Source organism: Exiguobacterium sp. s16 (assembly GCF_018618115.1).
Classification (GTDB): Bacteria; Bacillota; Bacilli; order Exiguobacteriales; family Exiguobacteriaceae; genus Exiguobacterium; species Exiguobacterium mexicanum_A.
On the sequence record NZ_JACSLM010000001.1, the window covers coordinates 300,125 to 318,644 of the forward strand.

Sequence of the window (18,520 nt, forward strand, 5' to 3'; positions counted from 1 at the left end):
GTAGCAAATTTTGTAAAGTGAGATATCTGAATTTTCTACCATCGTTCATTTCGTTAAACCGAAAAAAATCAGGGGGTCATCGCAATGAATAAGAAAAAAGGTTTTGCTTTAGCAACGTCGGTAACGCTTCTATCTAGCGCATTCCTAGCAGCTTGCTCGGGTGGGGAAGAAGAGACATCATCAAATAATCAAGGTTCTGAAGGCGGCGCAGACGAGGAGCAAGTCCTCAACTTGCTCGATAGTTCTGACATCCCTTCACTTAACCCTACACTCGCGACTGACGCGGTTTCGTTCAACGTCTTGAACAACGTTAACGAAGGTCTCTATCGTATGGACGACGAAGATAACCCGACACCGGGGATCGCGGAAGATCATGACGTCTCTGAAGACGGGAAAACGTACACGTTCAAAATCCGTGAAGGCGCAACTTGGTCTAACGGTGAGCCTGTAACAGCGAACGACTTCGAATACGCTTGGAAAGAAGTCCTTAACCCGGACAACGCTTCACAATATGCTTACGTCATGTCAATCATCGAAGGTGCTGAAGCCTACAACACTGGCGAAGGCGAGCGCGACGCTGTCGGCGTCAAGGCACTTGATGATCAGACACTTGAAGTTAAATTGACTGCACCAGCAGATTACTTCCTCGGCCTCACAAGCTTCGGCGTATTTATGCCTAAACTTGAGTCGTTCGACAAAGAGCAAGGCGAGAACTTCGGTACGTCTGCAGAAACAACGCTCTACAACGGACCGTTCAAACTCGAAAGCTGGGAGCGCGAGCAAGGCTGGAAAATGGTCAAAAACGACGACTACTGGGATGCTGAAGCCGTCAAACTTGACGAAATCAACGTTAAAGTCGTTAAAGAAGTTTCAACAGGCGTTAACTTGTACGAAAACGGCGACGTTGACCGTACTGGTTTGACTTCTGAGCTCGTTGCGCAATACCAAGACAACGAAGACTTCTCGACTGTCGTCGAGCCAACACTCTTCTACCTCCAGTTCAACACGGCAGTTGAAGCACTCGACAACCAAAACATCCGTAACGCGATTGACGCGGCATACGATAAAGCAGCGATCTCTGAAACGCTCCTTGCGAACGGTTCAATCCCTGCGAACTACCTCGTACCAAAAGACTTCGTAACTGGACCAGACGGTAAAGACTTCCGTGAAGCGAACGGCGACATCGGCGGCTACGACGTGGACAAAGCGAAAGATCTTTGGGAAAAAGGACTTGAAGAAATCGGTCAAGACTCTGTCGAAATCGAACTCCTCAACTATGACTCAGAATCTGCGAAGCAAATCGGTGAGTTCATCAAAGGTGAACTTGAGAAGAACCTTCCAGGTATCACACTCACAATCAAGCAACAACCGTTCAACAACAAACTTGACCTTGAGAACAAAGGTGATTTCGAGTTGACATTCGCTGGATGGGGCCCTGACTACCAGGATCCAATGACATTCGTTGACCTCTTCGTCACTGACGGACCATACAACCGTGGTAAGTGGTCGAACGAAGAATTCGACAAACTCATCGAGTCTGCGAAATCAAGCACAGATGCTGAACAGCGTTGGGCTGACCTTCAAGCTGCAGAGAAAATCGTTCTTGAAGAGAACGCGATCTCGCCAGTTTACCAACGTGGATCGGCTCGCCTCACGAAGCCATACGTTAAGGACATCGTTGAACACGCGTTCGGCGCTGACTACTCGTACAAGTGGGCTTATATCGAAGGCAAACAATAATTCGAAACAACACGAAAAGAGACAGGGACGCCTGTCTCTTTTTTGTTGCATCCAATTTGAAATCGCTACGCAGAAAAGCCGCCCTTTGCGTGTAAAGGGCGGCTTCGTCTTATTTTTTCACTTTGGCACGTTTTCGGTTGAGGCCCATCGCTTTTTCAATCTTCGCGAGATTTTTGTTGGCGACAGCTTCTGCCTTTTCACGTCCTGCATCGAGGATCGCATCGAGCTCAGCTGAGTCGACGAGTTCATGATAGCGATTCTGAATCGGTTCGAGCATGGCGACGACCGCTTCAGCGACATCTTGTTTGAACGTCCCGTAGTTCGAATCTTGATAACGTTCGACGAGTTCATCGATTGGCGTATCGGTCGAGAGTGAATAAATCTCAAGCAAGTTCGAGATTCCCGGCTTGTTCTCTCGGTCAAAGCTGATGATGCCACTCGAGTCTGTGACCGCGCTCTTGATTTTCTTGCGGATGACGTTCGGCTCATCGAGCATCGAGATGAAGCCTTTCACGTTCGCATCCGATTTCGACATCTTCTTCACCGGGTTCGTCAAACTCATGATGCGGGCGCCTTCTTTTTGAATGAGCGGCTCAGGAATCGTGAACGTCTCGTAGTATCGCTTGTTGAAGCGCTCGGCCAAGTCACGCGTCAACTCGACGTGTTGTTTTTGGTCATCACCGACCGGGACGAGTTCTGTCCCGTACAAGAGGATATCAGCCGCCATGAGCGTCGGATAGACGAACAGGCCGGCACCGATATTTTCACTGTTTTGGGATTTGTCTTTATACTGCGTCATCCGGCTCAGTTCACCCATGCCGGCGATACACGTCAACATCCATCCGAGCTGGGCGTGCGCCTTCACTTCCGACTGGACGAAGATCGTCGACTTCTCAGGGTCGAGACCACAAGCGAGATAGAGCGCCGCAAGTTTACGCGTGTTGTCCATCAACTCGACCCGGTCAAGCTGGACCGTGATCGAATGGAGATCGACGACACAGTAGAACGCTTCGTGCTCGTCTTGGAGCTCGACAAACTGTTTCATCGCCCCTAAGTAGTTACCGAGCGTCACGACGCCGGTCGGTTTAATGCCAGAAAAGATTTTTGCCATGATTGCACCTCCATAGAATATAAAAAAAACCGCGGTTCCCCGCCCGAAAAATCGGGACGAATAACCGCGGTGCCACCCAAATTTGCATGAAGTTCATGCCACTTGATCGCGTTAACGGGCGTGACCGTCTCACCATACTATCGTTCAGATGAGCCACTCCGAAGTCCATTCGCTCGACGCTCTCCATCTACTCGCAGCAACGTAGACTCTCTGGGGGAAAGGGGGATCGAGGTACTTGTCTTCTTCATCGTGTTTCCTATTGTTCTAGCCATAGTGTAGCATATCGTCTGAAAAATCGGAAGGTCAAACGAGGGTGATGACGTAGGAGAGGATGATGCTACCGACGCCGACGTACACCCAACGCGAAGCCGAATGTTTTTGAGCGGCCCGTTCTTCCGGAGTCGCTTCTTCGTCTTCCTCGTAATCCGGGTCAATTTCTTTTAACTTGGCGCGTCGGTTACGTTTGAACCCGTACATGATGCCGTCGAATAGTCCGGACGCGCTCATTTGAGAGAACATACCGATTGCAAAGACGAGCATCCCGGCGACGAACAGACCGCCGCTCAAATGAAACAATAACGTTTCATCCTGGTAATAAGAGAGGCTCGACCAGACCGTGTAGGCAATTGTGACAATCCCCCAAACGATTAATATACTTCTAAAATTTTTCAATGTGACAAACTCCTTTCAGCTTGGATGTGCTCCATCGAGTCATCCGCCCTATGGCTCTATGATACCTGTTGCTTGGTGGAGAAGGCGAGAAGTTCGTGTTGAAAATGACAGCGGTTTATTAGGGAGTTGACAGTTTGATTAAAAATTTTTTACAATAGCCCTAACGTTCTTTCGTCGGATACAAAATGAAATATTCAGAAAATTAAAGAAAAAGTAAGATGTTATCGTCCGACGAAACGCCATGCTTCACGATTCAGAAAGGGGACATCGCAATGAAGAAAAAATCGATTTTGCTCATGATGACACTCATCTTGGCACTCGGTTCAGTGCTCGCCGCTTGCTCGACTGGCGGAGACTCTGACGGCGGTTCGTCTTCGAACGGAGAAAAAGTTCTCCGCTTGACGGACACGTCTGATATTACAACGGCTGACCCGGCGCTCGCGACGGACGCAGTCGCGTTCAACTTGATCGCCAACACGATGGAAGGTCTTTACCGTCTGGATCAAGACGGGAATGCCGTTCCAGCAATCGCCGAAGGAGAACCAGAAGTGAACGAAGACGAAACGGTCTACACGTTCACACTCCGCGACGCGGAATGGTCTAACGGCGAACCTGTCACAGCGAACGACTTCGTCTACGCTTGGCAACGCGCTGTGGATCCAGAAACTGGTTCACAATACGCGTACATCATGAACACAGTAAAAAATGCTGAAGCCATCAACACAGGAGATCTTCCAAAAGAAGACCTCGGGGTGAAAGCAATCGATGAGAAGACGCTTGAAGTCACACTCGAGCGTCCGGACCCATCGTTCATCTCGCTCACATCGTTCGGTACATTCACACCGATCAACGAAGCGTTCGCTACTGAAAAAGGTGCGGATTTCTCAACGACTCCAGAGAACCACATTTACAACGGTCCATTCACATGGTCGGAGTGGGATCGTGAGCAAGGGTACGTGTTGACGAAAAACGACGCGTACTGGGATGCTGAAAACGTCGCCTTGGAAAAAGTAGACGTACGTGTCGTCAAAGACACATCGACAGTCGTCAACTTGTATGAAGCAGGAGAAGTCGACTACGCCGGCCTTTCATCTGAACAAGTTGCTGCTTTCCAAGAGAACGACGACTATAACACAGGCCTTCGTTCAAGCGTCGGTTACTTCAAGTTCAACCATGAAGATGAAGTCTTCGCTGACGTCAATGCCCGTAAAGCAATCGCTCGTGCGGTCGATCCAGCCGGAATCATCGACCAACTCTTGAACAACGGTTCAATCGCCACGACTTCGTTCATCCCGAAAGACTTCATCAAGTATGAAGACGGCACGGATTACACGGAAGGCGTGACGCACTTTGAAACGAACGCTGACGAAGCGGCATCACTTTGGGAAGAAGCGACTGGCGGCGAAGCTGCTACAATCGAACTTCTCTCATTCGACAGCGAAGTATCGAAACAAATCTCAGAGTACATGAAAGGCCAAATCGAATCGAACTTGCCGAACGTGACCGTGAACATCTCACAACAACCGTTCAATAACAAGCTCGAGCTCGAAGCGAACGGAGAGTACCAAATGTCATTCGCCCTTTGGGGACCTGACTATCAAGATCCGCTCACAAACCTTGGCATCTTCACGTCTGACAACGGTCAAAACGACATCAACTACAAGTCTGCTGCCTACGACAAGTTGATTGATGAAGCATCTGCTGAAACAGCAATCGATGCCCGTTATGACAAATTTAAAGAAGCAGAGACGCTCTTGATCGAACAAGACCAAGCCATCATGCCGATTTACCAAGCTGGTGTCGCTTACTTGCTCCGTCCAAACGTCGAAAACTTCAACCGTCAACTATTCGGTGCTGATTACCAGTACAAATACGTCGATATCAACTAAATGAGAAGGGGGCATGCAACGTGCATGTCCCCCCTTTTCTAAAAAAAATCCGGAAATGAGAGAAAATACTATTCAAATGTTTTGTTGGTAAAGTATAATGTAGTAACAGTGAAAATTCAGAATACTTTACAAACTAAGGATTCTTCAATTTTCATGTGCTGTGCTAAGAGCCTTGAGATGACGTTTGACCTATTCTTTCAGAAAATTCCTTTCATTTTGTGAATTCAAGAAAAGGGCAATATGTCATAGTGACGCTGTTGGTGCAAGCATAGACACATTAGAAAAACAGGGGGTATTTATTTATGGGACGTTATATTCTGCAACGGCTGACTTACGGCCTCATCACGTTCTTCTTGATTGCGACGTTCACGTTTTTCCTGATGGACCTGCTTCCAGGTTCGCCGTACCAAAACCAGGAGAAATTGACTGAATCACAAATTCAACTCTTGAACGATCGTTACGGACTCAATGATCCACTTCCAGTTCGTTATGCGACTTACTTAGGGAACCTTGTGCAAGGTGACCTCGGCGTATCGTTCCGTACGGCCAACCGGCCAGTGACGGATTTGATTATGGAACGGATCGGACCTTCAGCTCAACTAGGGATTCAAGCGCTCGTCCTCGGGACGTTTGTCGGATTGCTCCTCGGGATTGTTGCGGCCATCCGTCATAACACGTACATCGACTATGGTTCAATGTTCGTATCGGTAATCGGGATTTCTGTCCCATCATTCGTATTTGCAGCCCTCCTTCAGTACTATGTAGGGGTTAAGTTGCAAATCCTCCCTGTCGCGTTCTGGGATTCACCGGCTCATACGATTTTGCCGACCATCTCGCTCTCGCTCGGTGTCACGGCGGCGATCGCTCGTTTCGTCCGGACCGAGATGCTAGAAGTGACCGGACAAGATTATGTCACGCTCGCTAAGGCGAAAGGATTGACCGGAAACGCCATCGTTTGGAAACACATGGTGCGTAACGCGATGATTCCTGCCATCACAATTCTCGGACCAATGACGGCCGGCCTGTTGACAGGTACGTTCGTTATCGAAAAGATCTTTGCGGTTCCGGGACTTGGTGAGTTGTTCGTTACATCAATTACGTTGAATGATTACTCGGTCATCATGGGCACAACGCTCTTCTTCTCGGCCTTGTTCATTATTATCATTCTACTTGTCGACTTGCTCTACGGAGTCGTTGACCCACGTATTCGTCTTGGGGGGGATAACTGATGATTGAAAATAAAAAGAATTTCGAGCAGTTCGACCAAGACATGTTCCAACGTGTCGAGATGAATGAACAGCTCGGTGAACGTATTGCCGGTAAAAGTTTGAACTTCTGGCAAGACGCTTGGATGCGCCTAAAGAAAAACAAAGCCGCCATCCTCTCGTTGTCAGTCATTGTCATTCTCGTCTTGCTCGCGTTGTTCGGTCCGATGCTTTCAGGCCGTGACGCTTATGAACAAAACATCTCACAAGCAAAACTCCCGCCTAAAGTCACTGGACTTGAATGGGCTGGATTTGACGGGATGGCCAACCTCGGTGGACGCGACATCGATTTCTATGAACAGAAAAATGTCGAAGAAAACTTCTGGTTCGGTACGGACTACCTCGGCCGTGATCTTTGGTCACGTGTTTGGGAAGGAACGCGCATCTCGCTCTTCATCGGTTTGATGGCTGCGATCATTGATACGGTCATCGGTGTCGCATACGGTGGGATTTCGGCTTACTTCGGTGGGCGCACAGATAACATCATGCAGCGGATCGTTGAAATTTTGACAGGTGTTCCGAACTTGATTTTGATCATCTTGTTTATCTTGATCTTTGACCCAGGGGTGTTCACGATCATCCTCGCGATGACGATCACCGGCTGGATTGGGATGAGTCGACTCGTCCGCGGTCAAATCTTGAAACTTAAAAACCAAGAGTTCGTCTTGGCAGCTCGTACGCTCGGTGCTTCAAGTAACCGTTTGATCTTCAAACACTTGATCCCGAACACGCTCGGCGCCATCATCATCACACTCATGTTCACGATTCCATCTGCCATCTTCTTCGAGGCGTTCCTCAGTTTCATCGGGATCGGACTTCAACCGCCACAAGCGTCACTTGGTACGTTGATCAACGACGGATACAAAGAGCTACGGACATTCCCGTACTTGCTCGTCATCCCGTCAGTCATCATCGTCTTGCTCATGGTCAGCTTCAACTTGCTTGCCGATGGCTTGCGTGATGCGTTTGACCCGAAAATGCGTAAATAATTATAGAAACAGGGGGACTCGTGAATGGAAACGATTTTATCTGTCCGAGACTTAGCGGTCTCGTTCCATACGTATGCTGGAACGGTACAAGCTGTTCGCAACGTATCGTTTGATTTGAAAAAAGGCGAGACGCTCGCCATCGTTGGTGAATCGGGTTCTGGTAAATCCGTCACTTCAAAAGCGATCATGCGTCTGATCCCGAACCCGCCAGGTGAAATCACGAACGGAGAAATCTTGTTCGAAGGTAAAGACTTGGCGAAGTTGTCGGAAAAAGAAATGTTGAAGATTCGTGGCCGTGATATCGCCATGATCTTCCAAGATCCAATGACATCACTCAACCCGACGATGACAATCTTCAAACAGATTGCTGAAGGATTGAAGCAACACCAAGGTCTTACGGGTGAGGATGCGAAGAAACGTACGCTGGAATTGCTCACGCTCGTCGGGATTCCAAACCCAGAAGCACGTCTTAAGCAATATCCGCACCAACTCTCAGGTGGTATGCGTCAACGGATCGTTATCGCGATCGCGCTCGCATGTAACCCGAAAGTATTGATCGCCGATGAGCCGACGACGGCTCTCGATGTAACGATTCAAGCTCAGATTTTGGAGCTCTTGAAAGACATCCAGCAAAAGACCGGCACAGCGATTATCTTCATCACGCACGACCTTGGTGTCGTCGCGAACATGGCTGACCGTGTTGCCGTCATGTACGCTGGTAAAATCGTCGAGAAGGGAACGGTCGATGAGATCTTCTACGAGCCGCGTCACCCATACGCATGGGGACTGCTCGGATCGATGCCGCGCCCATCTGATGACCCGAACGAGGCGCTTCCCGCCATCCCAGGTACGCCGCCGAACTTGCTCGACCCGCCAAAGGGCGATGCGTTCGCACCACGTAACCCGTATGCGATGAAGATCGACTTTGAAAAAGAACCACCGATGTTCCAAATTAGCGACACGCACTATGCGGCAAGTTGGTTATTGCACCCGCAAGCACCGCAAGTGAGCCCGCCGAAAGCAATCCGTGACCTTGCACTCAAGTATCGTCCGGACAGCGCGTTCGCCAAATCGATTTTGAAAGGTGGTGCTGAATAATGGAACGCGAGAAATTACTCGAAGTAAAAGACCTGAAGCAGCACTTTAAAATTGGCCGAGGCCGCGTCGTTAAAGCGGTCGATGGCATCTCGTTTGATATCTACAAAGGTGAAGTACTCGGTCTCGTAGGGGAGTCAGGTTGTGGGAAATCGACGACAGGTCGTACCATCATCGGTCTTTATGACGCGACGGACGGTGACGTCGTCTTCAAAGGCGAAAACGTTCATGGCAAGAAGTCGAAAGCGGAGAAGTTGAAATTCAACCGGGCCATGCAAATGATCTTCCAAGATCCTTACGCATCGCTCAACCCGCGGATGACGGTCGCTGATATCATCGCTGAAGGCATTGATATCCACGGCCTTGCCAAGACGAAAGAAGACCGGATGAACCGTGTCTATGACCTTCTCGAAACGGTCGGTCTTACGAAAGAGCACGCGAGCCGTTACCCGCACGAATTCTCGGGCGGTCAACGTCAGCGGATCGGGATTGCCCGCGCTCTCGCGGTTGAACCGGACTTCATCATCGCCGATGAGCCAATCTCGGCTCTCGACGTATCGATCCAAGCCCAGGTCGTCAACTTGATGAAAGAATTGCAACGCGACCGTGATTTGACTTACTTGTTCATCGCCCACGATTTGTCGATGGTCAAATATATCTCAGACCGGATCGGTGTCATGTATCAAGGTCACCTCGTCGAACTCGCTCCAGCAGCGCGTTTGTATGAGAACCCGATTCACGCCTATACGAAGTCGCTTCTCTCAGCGATCCCGCTTCCGGATCCAGAGCACGAGCGCACACGTAAGCGGATCGTGTATGAGTCGAAGTCACTCGGTGCCGTCGGACGTTCGGATGAGGATTCAAGCATCCCAGCGCTCCGTGAAGTCGAGCCAGGCCATTACGTCTCATTGACAGACGAAGAATACGAAGCGTACAAAGCGCAACTCGTATAATTAGAAAGTCCCGAATCCAACCGGATTCGGGACTTTTTTGAACGCAAAGAAAAACACCGTCCAAGGACGGTGTCAGGCGTTTGAGATGCGTGGCAAGTTCGAGAGCCGTTCGACGACCGCGTCAATCAGGCGGACACGGGCAAGGGCATCTTCGATTTCCATCGTCTCATAGTGATGCAGTCCGCCAGGTTGTTCCACGTACGTATCCGCATCATGGACGAGCTGTTGGAGTGGGGTACGTTGAATCCGGTTAGGCGGGAGATAGGAATCGGTATGAAGCAAAATCATGACCGAGATCTCTTTCGCGCGCGCCGGGTCTTCCCCGAGACGAATCAATAGCTTGTGGGCGCGTTCGGCCCCTTTAATGGCATGAATGTCGTTTTGACGGTATAAATCGTAGTTCCATTTGCCTTCGGTGTACCATTCGTAGTGACCGATGTCATGGAGCAAAGCGGCTTTCGTCGCTAAATCCGTATCGAGTCCTCGTCGCGTCGCCAATTCGAGAGCGCGTTCACACACGTCGACGGCGTGTTTCAGACCGGAACGGGTCAAATATTTTTGGGTGACCGGATGTTGCATAATCGTCTCTAACGTAATTCTCATATTCGCTCTCCTCCTTGGTGATTTCAAAGGTTATTTCTATTAACTATACGGGAATTGAAAAAGAAAAGCAAATTTGGAACGTGTGAAATGATGAAAATCTTCGAGATTGTTCAACCATTTTCATAGGAATGTGCTATAATTTAATTGTAGATTAGTGCAAGTTCAAGATTTTCAGATTCAGTAACGGTCGGTCCGGTCCTTTTGGCGTTGGGGGTGAGAGACCATGAAAGAACGTGACAAAGTATTGCAACAGAAAAAGAAACTTCTGAAGGAAGTCCTTAAGAAGAAATTGAAAGACTTACAAGTGAAGCCTGGCAAAGAGACGGTATCACAACCGGTTTCTCGAATGCCGGCGTCCTAGAACGGTCGATCAAGGGTCGCATTCTCCTGAATGCGTCCTCTTTTCTTACCTGAGTGAGAAAAGTTATCATTGAAGTTTCAATAAATAAGAATTATTATAATTAAGTGGACGAATTTTTGGGTATACAAATAGAGTCACTTGAAAAAGATGAACGAACATTTGATCAGGGAGGAACGAAAATGGTCACATTGTACACGTCTCCGAGCTGCACATCGTGCCGAAAAGCACGGGCATGGCTCGAGGAGCATGATATTCCATTCACGGAACGGAACATATTTTCAGAACCACTCTCACTCAATGAGATCAAACAAATTCTACGTATGACAGAAGATGGGACAGATGAAATCATCTCGACCCGATCTAAAGTTTTCTCGAAAATCGACGTATCGGTCGATGCGCTTTCACTCCAACAACTATACGATTTGATTCAAGAATATCCAGGATTGCTTCGCCGTCCGATTTTGATTGATGAAAAACGTCTCCAAGTCGGGTACAACGAAGATGAGATTCGTCGATTCTTGCCGCGCAAGGTCCGGACGTTCCAACTTCAAGAAGCGCAACGACTCGTCAACGAGTGAGGAAGCATACTGTCTAAGCAGTGTGCTTTTTATTATTCCGTTTTTCCGATAAAATAATAGTAACAACCCCATCATCAATAGATTGACACGTTAAAAAAAGGGTACTATGATAACAAGACAATTTCCCCTCTCCTCCTTAATTGTTGAAGTAGGAGTGAGGTGAGAAGGGAGTGGACAATCGTGAAAATTGAGCGCATCAACGACAACACCGTCAAATTTTTCATTACGTATGTCGATATCGAGAAACGCGGTTTCGCTCGTGATGAAATCTGGTATAACCGAGAACGTGGTGAGCAGCTGTTCTGGCAGATGATGGACGAAGCGCACGAACGAGAAGATATCTCGTTTGATGGTCCACTATGGATACAAGTACAAGCGTTTGAAAAAGGACTTGAAGTGACCGTGACGATCGCGAAAAATGTGATTGACTCTGAAGACGATTCTGAGCTTGGGTCACTGTTGCGCTCGGCAATCGACGAGGCGCGCGATCAGCAATCGGTGCTTGATCAATTGAGTGAACTTGATGAAATCGAAGCCGAGCCGGAGGCGTGGGCTCCGCTCGCCATGGAAACGGATGACTTTGAGGCGATCATCTCGCTCAGTAAACGAGCAGGAGAGGCGTTGAACAACGTCAACCTTAAGTTATTCCATTACGACAACCGGTATTACTTGTGGATTGACTTCCCAGATGAGATGGAACCGGAAGAAGAAGAGAACGTATTGAGTCTCTTGGCCGAGTATTTGACGTTCAGCACGCAGACGTTAGCGATGCTTGAAGAATACGGTAAACTCATTCTCGACGGGGATGTCTTCTCGAAAGTCCGTCACTATTTCTAAACCCCAATCGCCTGTTCATGTGGACAGGCGATTTTTTTACCAATTTATACATATGAAGAGGTGTCGTGATGCTCAAGCGTTTACAACTGATGTTGGCCGATAGTGCCTGGTTCGTCCCGTTCTTGTACGGGGTGGGAGGGATCGTGTTAACGTTCCTGACTCAATATTTTGGAGGCTTTTTTCGGGAGCTGTTACCGGAAATCATTTATTTAGACAAGGATTCAGCAGCTTCTGTCCTGTCTTCGTCGTTCACGAGCCTCATGACGATGATGACGTTCAGCTTTTCGACGATTCTCGTCGTCTTGACGACGTATTCGTCGCAGTTCTCGCCTCGGACGATCAATAACTTTTTGACGAACTCGGCTTCAAAACATACACTCGGTCTGTTCATCATGACGACGGTGTATGGCATTACGAACTTGTTCCTCATCCGGACGTCGGAGGAGGATGCCGTGCTCGCGTCAGGCATCAGTGTTCTGCTCGTCGTCAGCTCGATATGGGCGTTCGTCAAATTCATTCAAACGATCAGCGTCTCGATTCAAGCTGAACGCCTTTTATCGTCGTTGCATCGCGAGGCGCTATCCGTCATCGAAAACCAGAGACGGGCGGTCGAGGAGGAGGACATGTATATCGTCCCGAAACGTACGATTCACAAGTTCGAGGGTCAGGCGGTATATGCCTCCCGAACGGGCTACGTCCAACTGTTCTCGAGCGAGAAGCAGGAGAGCCGTGACGTCGACTTCGAATCGGTCGTCGCCGTCGGGGACTTCGTGGCGAAAGGAGATATTCTCGGTTATTGGCTCGCAAAAGAAGCGCCCGATATCGACGTGTTCCAAATCGGCGAGATTCGTTCATCGATTCAAGACCCGGCGTTCGTCATTGAGAAGTTGAGTGAGATTGCGCTGAAAGGCGTCTCACCGGGCATCAATGATCCGAATACGGCGATTCACGCGATTCACTACATCGGCGATATTTTACGCGAACTGAGCCGATTGCCGGCAGGTGACTTTTTATTCTCCAACGACAAGAGCAACTGGCATGCCAAACGAAAAACGATGGAAGCGACATTGTTCGAGGCGTTCGCTCCTGTGAAGACGTATGCGAGTCACGACATTTTCGTGATGGCATCCGTCTTCGAGGCGATCCGAATCGCGCGGATTCAGGCACACGCCTCGCATGATGAAACGTTCGAGGACTTCATCGACTACTTTGAGGAAGCGCTCGACTTGGATGAGTTGCATCCACGAGAGAAAGCGTTCTTGACGAATCAGATGACGAAAGCACGGAAAATACGTGATTAACGAGAAAGGAAGGGGTCCGAGAAGTGATATGCTCCCCAATAGGTAGACAGATGAAATAACAAATCTGTTTATTCTATTGGGGAGTGTTTTTTTATGGCGAGAAGTCGGCATTCAATCGAACAAAAACTGAGTGCACTACGAATGATGGAAGAAGGAACATATACGTGGAAGGAAATCGAGGAGGCTCATCACGTCTCTGAGCATACCCTCCGGGTGTGGAAAGTAAAATTCGAGACCGGCGGAATCGACGCCTTGAAGGAGTCGAGGATATGGAAACTGTACACAAAGGAACAGAAAATAGCGGCCGTACGTGACTATCTCGACGGGGTCACCATGGTGGAAGTCCTCTCCAGACATCAAATCAGTAGTCGTTCGGTTCTATATCGGTGGATCAAGAAGTATACTAGTCATAGCGAGTTAACAGATTCGAGAAAAGGGATGGATCGAGCTATGACAAAAGGGAGAAAGACCACATTCGAGGAACGCATGGAGATCGTCAGGTATTGCCTGGACAATGGACGGAACTATCAACGGACGGCCGAGATATTCGCCGTGTCGTACCACCAGGTCTACGGCTGGACGAAAAAATATGACGCCGACGGCGTGCACGGGCTCGAGGACCGGCGCGGACGGACGAAGCAAGAAGAGGAACTGACCAACGAAGAGAAGCTCGAACGTCGCATCCAACAGATCGAGCGGGAGAACGAGCGCCTGCGGGCCGAGAACCTGTTCCTAAAAAAGTTAGAGGAGATCGAGAGGAGAGGTTGATCAGCCAAATCCGGCTACAATTACGTTACATGGCGATCGAGGAAATGTCGACGACCGATACGTTCCCGGTCGTGCTCCTGTGTGAAATCGCGCAGGTCTCACGGGCCGCCTACTATAAATGGTTGAAGCGTACCGTCTCGGTACGCGAGGAGGAGAACCTAAGCCTACTAGAGGACATCCGCCTCCTCTACGACCAGGTGAACGGGACCTACGGCTATCGACGGATCACCATGACGGTCAACCGGAGACGACGCCAGCATGGCCTGCCGGCATACAACGAGAAGCGCATCTATCGTCTCATGCGTATCCATGAGATCCGTTCGGTCATCCGCCAGAAGCGAAAACGGTACAAAAAGTCATCCCCGCAGCATGTGGCCGAGAACCTGATGAACCGAGAATTCAGCGCGTCCCGACCGGACGAGAAGTGGTGCACCGACGTCACCGAGTTCAAATATGGCGCCGGAAGGAAGGCATATCTGAGCGCAATCATCGACCTCTATGACGGCTCGATCGTCGCCTATCGCATCGGGAAATCCAACAACAACGCGCTCGTATTCCAGACGATGATCCCAGCCATCGCGGGGCTCCGTTCAGGAGCGAGTCCGATGATCCATAGCGACCGAGGGTTCCAATATACCTCGAGAGGGTTCAAACGCATGGTAGAAGACGCGGGGCTGACCCACAGCATGTCCCGGGTCGGACGTTGTCTCGACAACGCCCCGATCGAGGGTTTTTGGGGTACCCTGAAAGTCGAGATGTACTACCTGCGTGAGTTCCAGGCCTACAGCGAACTCACATCGGCCATCGAGACCTACATATCGTTCTACAACCATGATCGTCTCCAGAAACGACTGAACGGCTTGAGCCCTGTAGAATACAGGTCTCAAGCCGCATAGTCCGGTTTTCATTATTTGCCCTGTCTACTTGACGGGGAGCAGTTCAAAGACCCCTTCCTTTCTGTGCATTATGAGAGGGTATAGCCCCCATCGACCGTAATGGCTTGGCCGTTGATATAGCTCGACGCCTCACTCAACAAGAAGGTCACGACCGGCGCCACTTCATCCGGTTTAGCGGCATGTCCCCGGAAATGATGGGTCATCGCCTCTTGGAACTTGGCTTCCCCGCCGTACAACTTGTGACTGAGCGGGGTGTCGACCGGACCGAAACAGACCGCATTGAAGCGGATTTTGCCTTTCATTCGATGGGCGAACGTCTTCGTCAAGGCGATGACGGCCGCTTTGGAGGCGGCGTATGGACCGAGCATCGGTGGGAATTTGACGTGGCCGACGATGGCAGCGTTGTTGACGACGCTCGCTCCATTCGCGAGGAGCGGGATAGCGCGTTGGATGAGTCGGTTTGTCGCGAGCACGTTCAGTTCGAAGACGTCATCGAACGCGGACGCAGGCAACCGTTCGGGCGTCCCGGGGCGCCCGAACGTCGCCGCGTTATTGAATAGGCCGTCTAACGTGATGGCCCGGTCTTTGAGTTCGTCCATCATCGCCTCGATGTCATCGGGTTGGGACAAATCGCATGCCATAAACGTGATGCGAGCGGATGCCGCCTCGATTTCTTCGCCTCGTGCCTCGTCTCGGCCGATGCCGATGACGTCATGTCCTTCCTCTGCTAACCGGAGGGCGACGGCCCGTCCAATCCCACTCGTCGCTCCCGTAATCAAAAATGTGCCCATATTTCGTTCGCTCCCCTCAAAAGATGGCGTTAAGTTGTATAATTATGATAATACAAGATAGAAACGGGGTCAGTTTATAATATGTTGCGACGCATACAAGTCCTTTTATCCCTGATTTTGCTCGCAGGTCTCATTGCCGTATTATCATATTACTGGAGCTCCCAAGTGATTGGCTTGTTCTCGGTGCTCGTCTTTTTGACGACGTTCAGCATTTTGCTCGTCATCTTGCTCGAGAACCGCAATCCGCAACGGACGCTCATTTGGGCGATCGTCATGCTCGGCTTCCCGGTCGTCGGTCTGTTCGCTTATTTCGTGTTCGGTCAGAACTATCGCCGGAAGCGGATGTTCAAAGAGAAAGCGATGCTCGATGAAGAGACGTACCTCGCCTATCGGCAGAAGGCGATGACGTTGTCGCCGTCACTCATGTTCTCCCACGATGATTATGAGAAATTGCTCCATTTGACGTCGTCACTCAATCAATTACCCGTCTCATCGAACACGTATACGCAAGTGCTGACGAACGGGCAAGAAAAGTTTTCGAAACTGTTGCCCGCCTTGAAAGGGGCGACCCGCCACATCCATCTCGAATATTATATTTTCCGGGAAGATCGTATTTCTCGGGAAATTCAACGCATTTTGATCGACAAGGCGAGGGCGGGGGTCGAGGTCCGCTTCTTGTACGATGCCGTCGGCTCGATCCATACGAGCGGGACGTTCTTCGACGAGATGCGGCAAGCAGGCGTCCACGTCCAAGCCTTCTTCCCGGTCGTCTTACCGCTCGTGTCGAGTAAGACGAACTACCGGAACCACAGGAAGATCGTCGTCATCGACGGCACGGAGGCGTTCACCGGCGGGTTGAACGTCGGTGACGAGTATTTGGGCGAACATTCGAAGTTCGGCTTCTGGCGTGACACGCATCTGTACGTCAGAGGGGAAGGGGTGTCGGAACTGCAACTGATCTTTTTGCAGGACTGGTACTATATGACGGGCGAGCGCCTGTTCACTCCGTTTTATCTCGAACCGCTCGAGACGGTACGCAGCGCGAGCGGGGGTGTGCAGATCGTGGCGAGCGGACCGGATGAACCGTATGAGACGATGAAGTCGATCTATTTCGCGCTGATCAACGCCGCGAAAAAATCGGTCTATATCTCTTCGCCGTATTTGATTCCCGATGAGGACATCATGAGCGCGCTCAAGACCGCCTCGCTATCCGGAATCGATGTCCGGATCGTGCTCCCGAGTTATCCGGACCATAAGATCGTGTTTTATGCGAGCCGGTCGTACTTCGAGGAGCTGCTCAGCGCCGGTGTGAAGATTTATCTGTATGAAGAAGGGTTCATGCACTCGAAAGTCATCGTCGTCGACGATGGGCTGGCGACAATCGGGACGGCGAACATGGACTTCAGGAGCTTCCACCTCAATTTCGAGGTGAATGCGCTCTTATACAACACGAATTCCGTCCATCAACTCAAGCAAGATCTCTATAAAGACTTTGAAGGGTCACACGAGTTGGAGTTGCAAGCGTTCTCGGAACGGTCATACTTCATCAAACTCGTCGAGTCATTGGCCCGAATGTTTTCACCACTACTATGAGGGGGAAGCGGGATGCGGTTTGCCATCGATCGGACAGGGGGGTATGTCGATGCCCTTACGTTAAGTCGGGGGCGGATCGAACCGTTTGCCCCTTTTGTGTGTCCAGAATGCGGGGAACGGGTCATCGTCAAGCAAGGTGTGAGGCGACGGCTTCATTTCGCACATGTCCATCCGTGTGGACGAGGCGAGTCGACGGGGCACCACGAAGACAAATGGGGTGTTCGGCAGTGGCTTCAGACACAAGGTTACGCCGTCGAACAAGAAGTCGTCATCGGCGCACGTCGTGCCGATTTGCTGGCCCGACGCGACGATACGAGGCTCGTCATCGAAATTCAGGCGTCGACGCTCACAATCGAGTCTTACGTCGAGCGGACGAGACATTATCGCGACAACGGACTCGATGTCGTCTGGCTGGCGAGCGGATTAGAACCTAGTGCTTGGCCTTCATTGCAGCCTTGGATGCGTCACGAACTGTTTAGACGGCATGGCCTCCTTGTCCCATGCAAGCAATCACTTTATCGTTTCATTGGCTTCCCGATATCGGTTCGACGTGGCGTTGGTCATTGGCAGACCGTATCGTCATTCTCGAGTTCGCCGTTCGAATGTTATTATCGTTTCGACGCCCAGCAATGGGTTCAACTCGTCCGGCGCCGCCGGATGACCCCGCCCTATCCGACGACGCAGTACCGCCGGCTCGTCTTGAACCGGTTGTATCCGATCGGAATGTTGCCATCTCTTATGCCGAGTTGCTGTTATTTGCCGTTATCCTCGCTTTGGGGTATCCACGTCCATCCGTTCACGTTTCAGACGGTGCTTTATTTGAATCGGCGTGAACGTCCCGACGACTCCGTCGCATGGAGTATCGAAAAGACGTGCCGCCAGTTTGACGTGACCCCGACAAGCGACTTTCTCCAAGCGTTTGAAGTACAATGGAGACAACTCTTGAACGTGTTTGATATGACGGAGTCGGTGCGGGATTGGCACGTCCCAAAGACGCTAGAGACGGCCCTTCTCCACGATCTTCGATTATTTCAAGGGTTTCAGCGATTCATGGCGAAATCGTATACAAACTAGGAAA

Annotated in this window: 17 protein-coding genes and 1 other annotated feature; of the genes, 13 read left to right on the forward strand and 4 right to left on the reverse strand. The window is 50.3% G+C overall.

The features are described from left to right. Positions 1–84: 84 nt before the first annotated feature. Positions 85–1,740 (forward strand): peptide ABC transporter substrate-binding protein, encoded by a 1,656-nt coding sequence (locus KNP86_RS01565; RefSeq protein WP_214752598.1) that lies wholly within the window; start codon positions 85–87, stop codon positions 1,738–1,740. 109 nt (positions 1,741–1,849) lie between these two features. Here KNP86_RS01565 and trpS read toward each other — a convergent pair whose 3' ends face one another. Both trpS and KNP86_RS01575 read right to left on the reverse strand, forming a co-directional pair. Continuing rightward, the gene (gene trpS / locus KNP86_RS01570) at positions 1,850–2,851 is read right to left on the reverse strand and encodes a tryptophan--tRNA ligase (RefSeq protein ID WP_034776932.1); all 1,002 of its coding nucleotides are present in this window, start codon (positions 2,849–2,851) and stop codon (positions 1,850–1,852) included. 49 nt (positions 2,852–2,900) lie between these two features. Continuing rightward, positions 2,901–3,108 (reverse strand) — a binding site (T-box leader). A 46-nt stretch (positions 3,109–3,154) separates the two neighbouring features. After that, on the reverse strand, positions 3,155–3,523 hold the full coding sequence (locus KNP86_RS01575) for a DUF3899 domain-containing protein (RefSeq protein ID WP_034776934.1): 369 nt from the start codon (positions 3,521–3,523) through the stop codon (positions 3,155–3,157). 272 nt (positions 3,524–3,795) lie between these two features. Between KNP86_RS01575 and KNP86_RS01580 the strand changes: the two genes are divergently transcribed. From KNP86_RS01580 to KNP86_RS01600, 5 genes are all read left to right on the forward strand, one after another. Continuing rightward, positions 3,796–5,412 (forward strand): peptide ABC transporter substrate-binding protein, encoded by a 1,617-nt coding sequence (locus KNP86_RS01580; RefSeq protein WP_214752600.1) that lies wholly within the window; start codon positions 3,796–3,798, stop codon positions 5,410–5,412. A gap of 302 nt (positions 5,413–5,714) precedes the next feature. After that, positions 5,715–6,641 (forward strand): oligopeptide ABC transporter permease, encoded by a 927-nt coding sequence (gene opp3b, locus KNP86_RS01585; RefSeq protein WP_034776936.1) that lies wholly within the window; start codon positions 5,715–5,717, stop codon positions 6,639–6,641. Then, on the forward strand, positions 6,641–7,666 hold the full coding sequence (gene opp3C, locus KNP86_RS01590) for an oligopeptide ABC transporter permease (RefSeq protein WP_034776938.1): 1,026 nt from the start codon (positions 6,641–6,643) through the stop codon (positions 7,664–7,666). Before opp3b ends, opp3C begins: the two co-directional genes overlap by 1 nt. Positions 7,667–7,690: 24 nt before the next feature. After that, on the forward strand, positions 7,691–8,764 hold the full coding sequence (locus KNP86_RS01595) for an ABC transporter ATP-binding protein (protein ID WP_034776940.1): 1,074 nt from the start codon (positions 7,691–7,693) through the stop codon (positions 8,762–8,764). Further along, a complete protein-coding gene (locus tag KNP86_RS01600) occupies positions 8,764–9,714 on the forward strand; it encodes an ABC transporter ATP-binding protein (RefSeq protein ID WP_214752602.1) in 951 nt (316 codons plus the stop codon). Before KNP86_RS01595 ends, KNP86_RS01600 begins: the two co-directional genes overlap by 1 nt. 72 nt (positions 9,715–9,786) lie before the next feature. On the opposite strand, the gene KNP86_RS01605 is transcribed toward KNP86_RS01600, so the two are convergent. Next, positions 9,787–10,317 (reverse strand): HD domain-containing protein, encoded by a 531-nt coding sequence (locus KNP86_RS01605; RefSeq protein WP_034776944.1) that lies wholly within the window; start codon positions 10,315–10,317, stop codon positions 9,787–9,789. Positions 10,318–10,540: 223 nt separating this feature from the next. Here KNP86_RS01605 and KNP86_RS01610 point away from each other — a divergent pair, with 223 nt between their 5' ends. From KNP86_RS01610 to KNP86_RS01630, 5 genes are all read left to right on the forward strand, one after another. After that, complete coding sequence (locus KNP86_RS01610) at positions 10,541–10,678, forward strand: hypothetical protein (protein WP_016510424.1); 138 nt, start codon at positions 10,541–10,543, stop codon at positions 10,676–10,678. Positions 10,679–10,857: 179 nt separating this feature from the next. Next, positions 10,858–11,256, forward strand: a complete 399-nt coding sequence (gene spxA, locus KNP86_RS01615) for a transcriptional regulator SpxA (protein ID WP_015881217.1) — start codon at positions 10,858–10,860, stop codon at positions 11,254–11,256. A 180-nt stretch (positions 11,257–11,436) separates the two neighbouring features. Next, on the forward strand, positions 11,437–12,093 hold the full coding sequence (gene mecA, locus KNP86_RS01620) for an adaptor protein MecA (RefSeq protein WP_034776946.1): 657 nt from the start codon (positions 11,437–11,439) through the stop codon (positions 12,091–12,093). 68 nt (positions 12,094–12,161) lie between these two features. Beyond that, positions 12,162–13,394, forward strand: coding sequence for a DUF2254 domain-containing protein (locus tag KNP86_RS01625; RefSeq protein WP_214752603.1), 1,233 nt, complete (start codon positions 12,162–12,164; stop codon positions 13,392–13,394). 93 nt (positions 13,395–13,487) lie between these two features. Beyond that, positions 13,488–15,058, forward strand: a protein-coding gene (locus tag KNP86_RS01630; protein ID WP_214752605.1) for an IS3 family transposase whose coding sequence is annotated in 2 segments (ribosomal slippage) — positions 13,488–14,127 and positions 14,127–15,058 — 1,572 coding nt in all. Because the reading frame shifts where the segments join, the coding sequence is not laid out codon by codon here. A gap of 68 nt (positions 15,059–15,126) precedes the next feature. On the opposite strand, the gene KNP86_RS01635 is transcribed toward KNP86_RS01630, so the two are convergent. Next, positions 15,127–15,849, reverse strand: coding sequence for an SDR family NAD(P)-dependent oxidoreductase (locus KNP86_RS01635; protein WP_214752607.1), 723 nt, complete (start codon positions 15,847–15,849; stop codon positions 15,127–15,129). 81 nt (positions 15,850–15,930) lie between these two features. Here KNP86_RS01635 and cls point away from each other — a divergent pair, with 81 nt between their 5' ends. After that, positions 15,931–17,442, forward strand: coding sequence for a cardiolipin synthase (gene cls, locus KNP86_RS01640; protein ID WP_034776952.1), 1,512 nt, complete (start codon positions 15,931–15,933; stop codon positions 17,440–17,442). A gap of 12 nt (positions 17,443–17,454) precedes the next feature. Then, positions 17,455–18,516 (forward strand): competence protein CoiA, encoded by a 1,062-nt coding sequence (locus tag KNP86_RS01645; protein WP_214752609.1) that lies wholly within the window; start codon positions 17,455–17,457, stop codon positions 18,514–18,516. Positions 18,517–18,520 lie beyond the last annotated feature (4 nt).

Bases quoted from the DNA above. Each gene is read 5' to 3' on its own strand.
- KNP86_RS01565 (WP_214752598.1), top strand. From the start codon at position 85: ATGAATAAGAAAAAAGGTTTTGCTTTAGCAACGTCGGTAACGCTTCTA.
- trpS (WP_034776932.1), bottom strand. From the start codon at position 2,851: ATGGCAAAAATCTTTTCTGGCATTAAACCGACCGGCGTCGTGACGCTC.
- KNP86_RS01580 (WP_214752600.1), top strand. From the start codon at position 3,796: ATGAAGAAAAAATCGATTTTGCTCATGATGACACTCATCTTGGCACTC.
- opp3b (WP_034776936.1), top strand. From the start codon at position 5,715: ATGGGACGTTATATTCTGCAACGGCTGACTTACGGCCTCATCACGTTC.
- opp3C (WP_034776938.1), top strand. From the start codon at position 6,641: ATGATTGAAAATAAAAAGAATTTCGAGCAGTTCGACCAAGACATGTTC.
- KNP86_RS01595 (WP_034776940.1), top strand. From the start codon at position 7,691: ATGGAAACGATTTTATCTGTCCGAGACTTAGCGGTCTCGTTCCATACG.
- KNP86_RS01600 (WP_214752602.1), top strand. From the start codon at position 8,764: ATGGAACGCGAGAAATTACTCGAAGTAAAAGACCTGAAGCAGCACTTT.
- KNP86_RS01605 (WP_034776944.1), bottom strand. From the start codon at position 10,317: ATGAGAATTACGTTAGAGACGATTATGCAACATCCGGTCACCCAAAAA.
- KNP86_RS01610 (WP_016510424.1), top strand. From the start codon at position 10,541: ATGAAAGAACGTGACAAAGTATTGCAACAGAAAAAGAAACTTCTGAAG.
- spxA (WP_015881217.1), top strand. From the start codon at position 10,858: ATGGTCACATTGTACACGTCTCCGAGCTGCACATCGTGCCGAAAAGCA.
- KNP86_RS01625 (WP_214752603.1), top strand. From the start codon at position 12,162: ATGCTCAAGCGTTTACAACTGATGTTGGCCGATAGTGCCTGGTTCGTC.
- KNP86_RS01635 (WP_214752607.1), bottom strand. From the start codon at position 15,849: ATGGGCACATTTTTGATTACGGGAGCGACGAGTGGGATTGGACGGGCC.
- cls (WP_034776952.1), top strand. From the start codon at position 15,931: ATGTTGCGACGCATACAAGTCCTTTTATCCCTGATTTTGCTCGCAGGT.
- KNP86_RS01645 (WP_214752609.1), top strand. From the start codon at position 17,455: ATGCGGTTTGCCATCGATCGGACAGGGGGGTATGTCGATGCCCTTACG.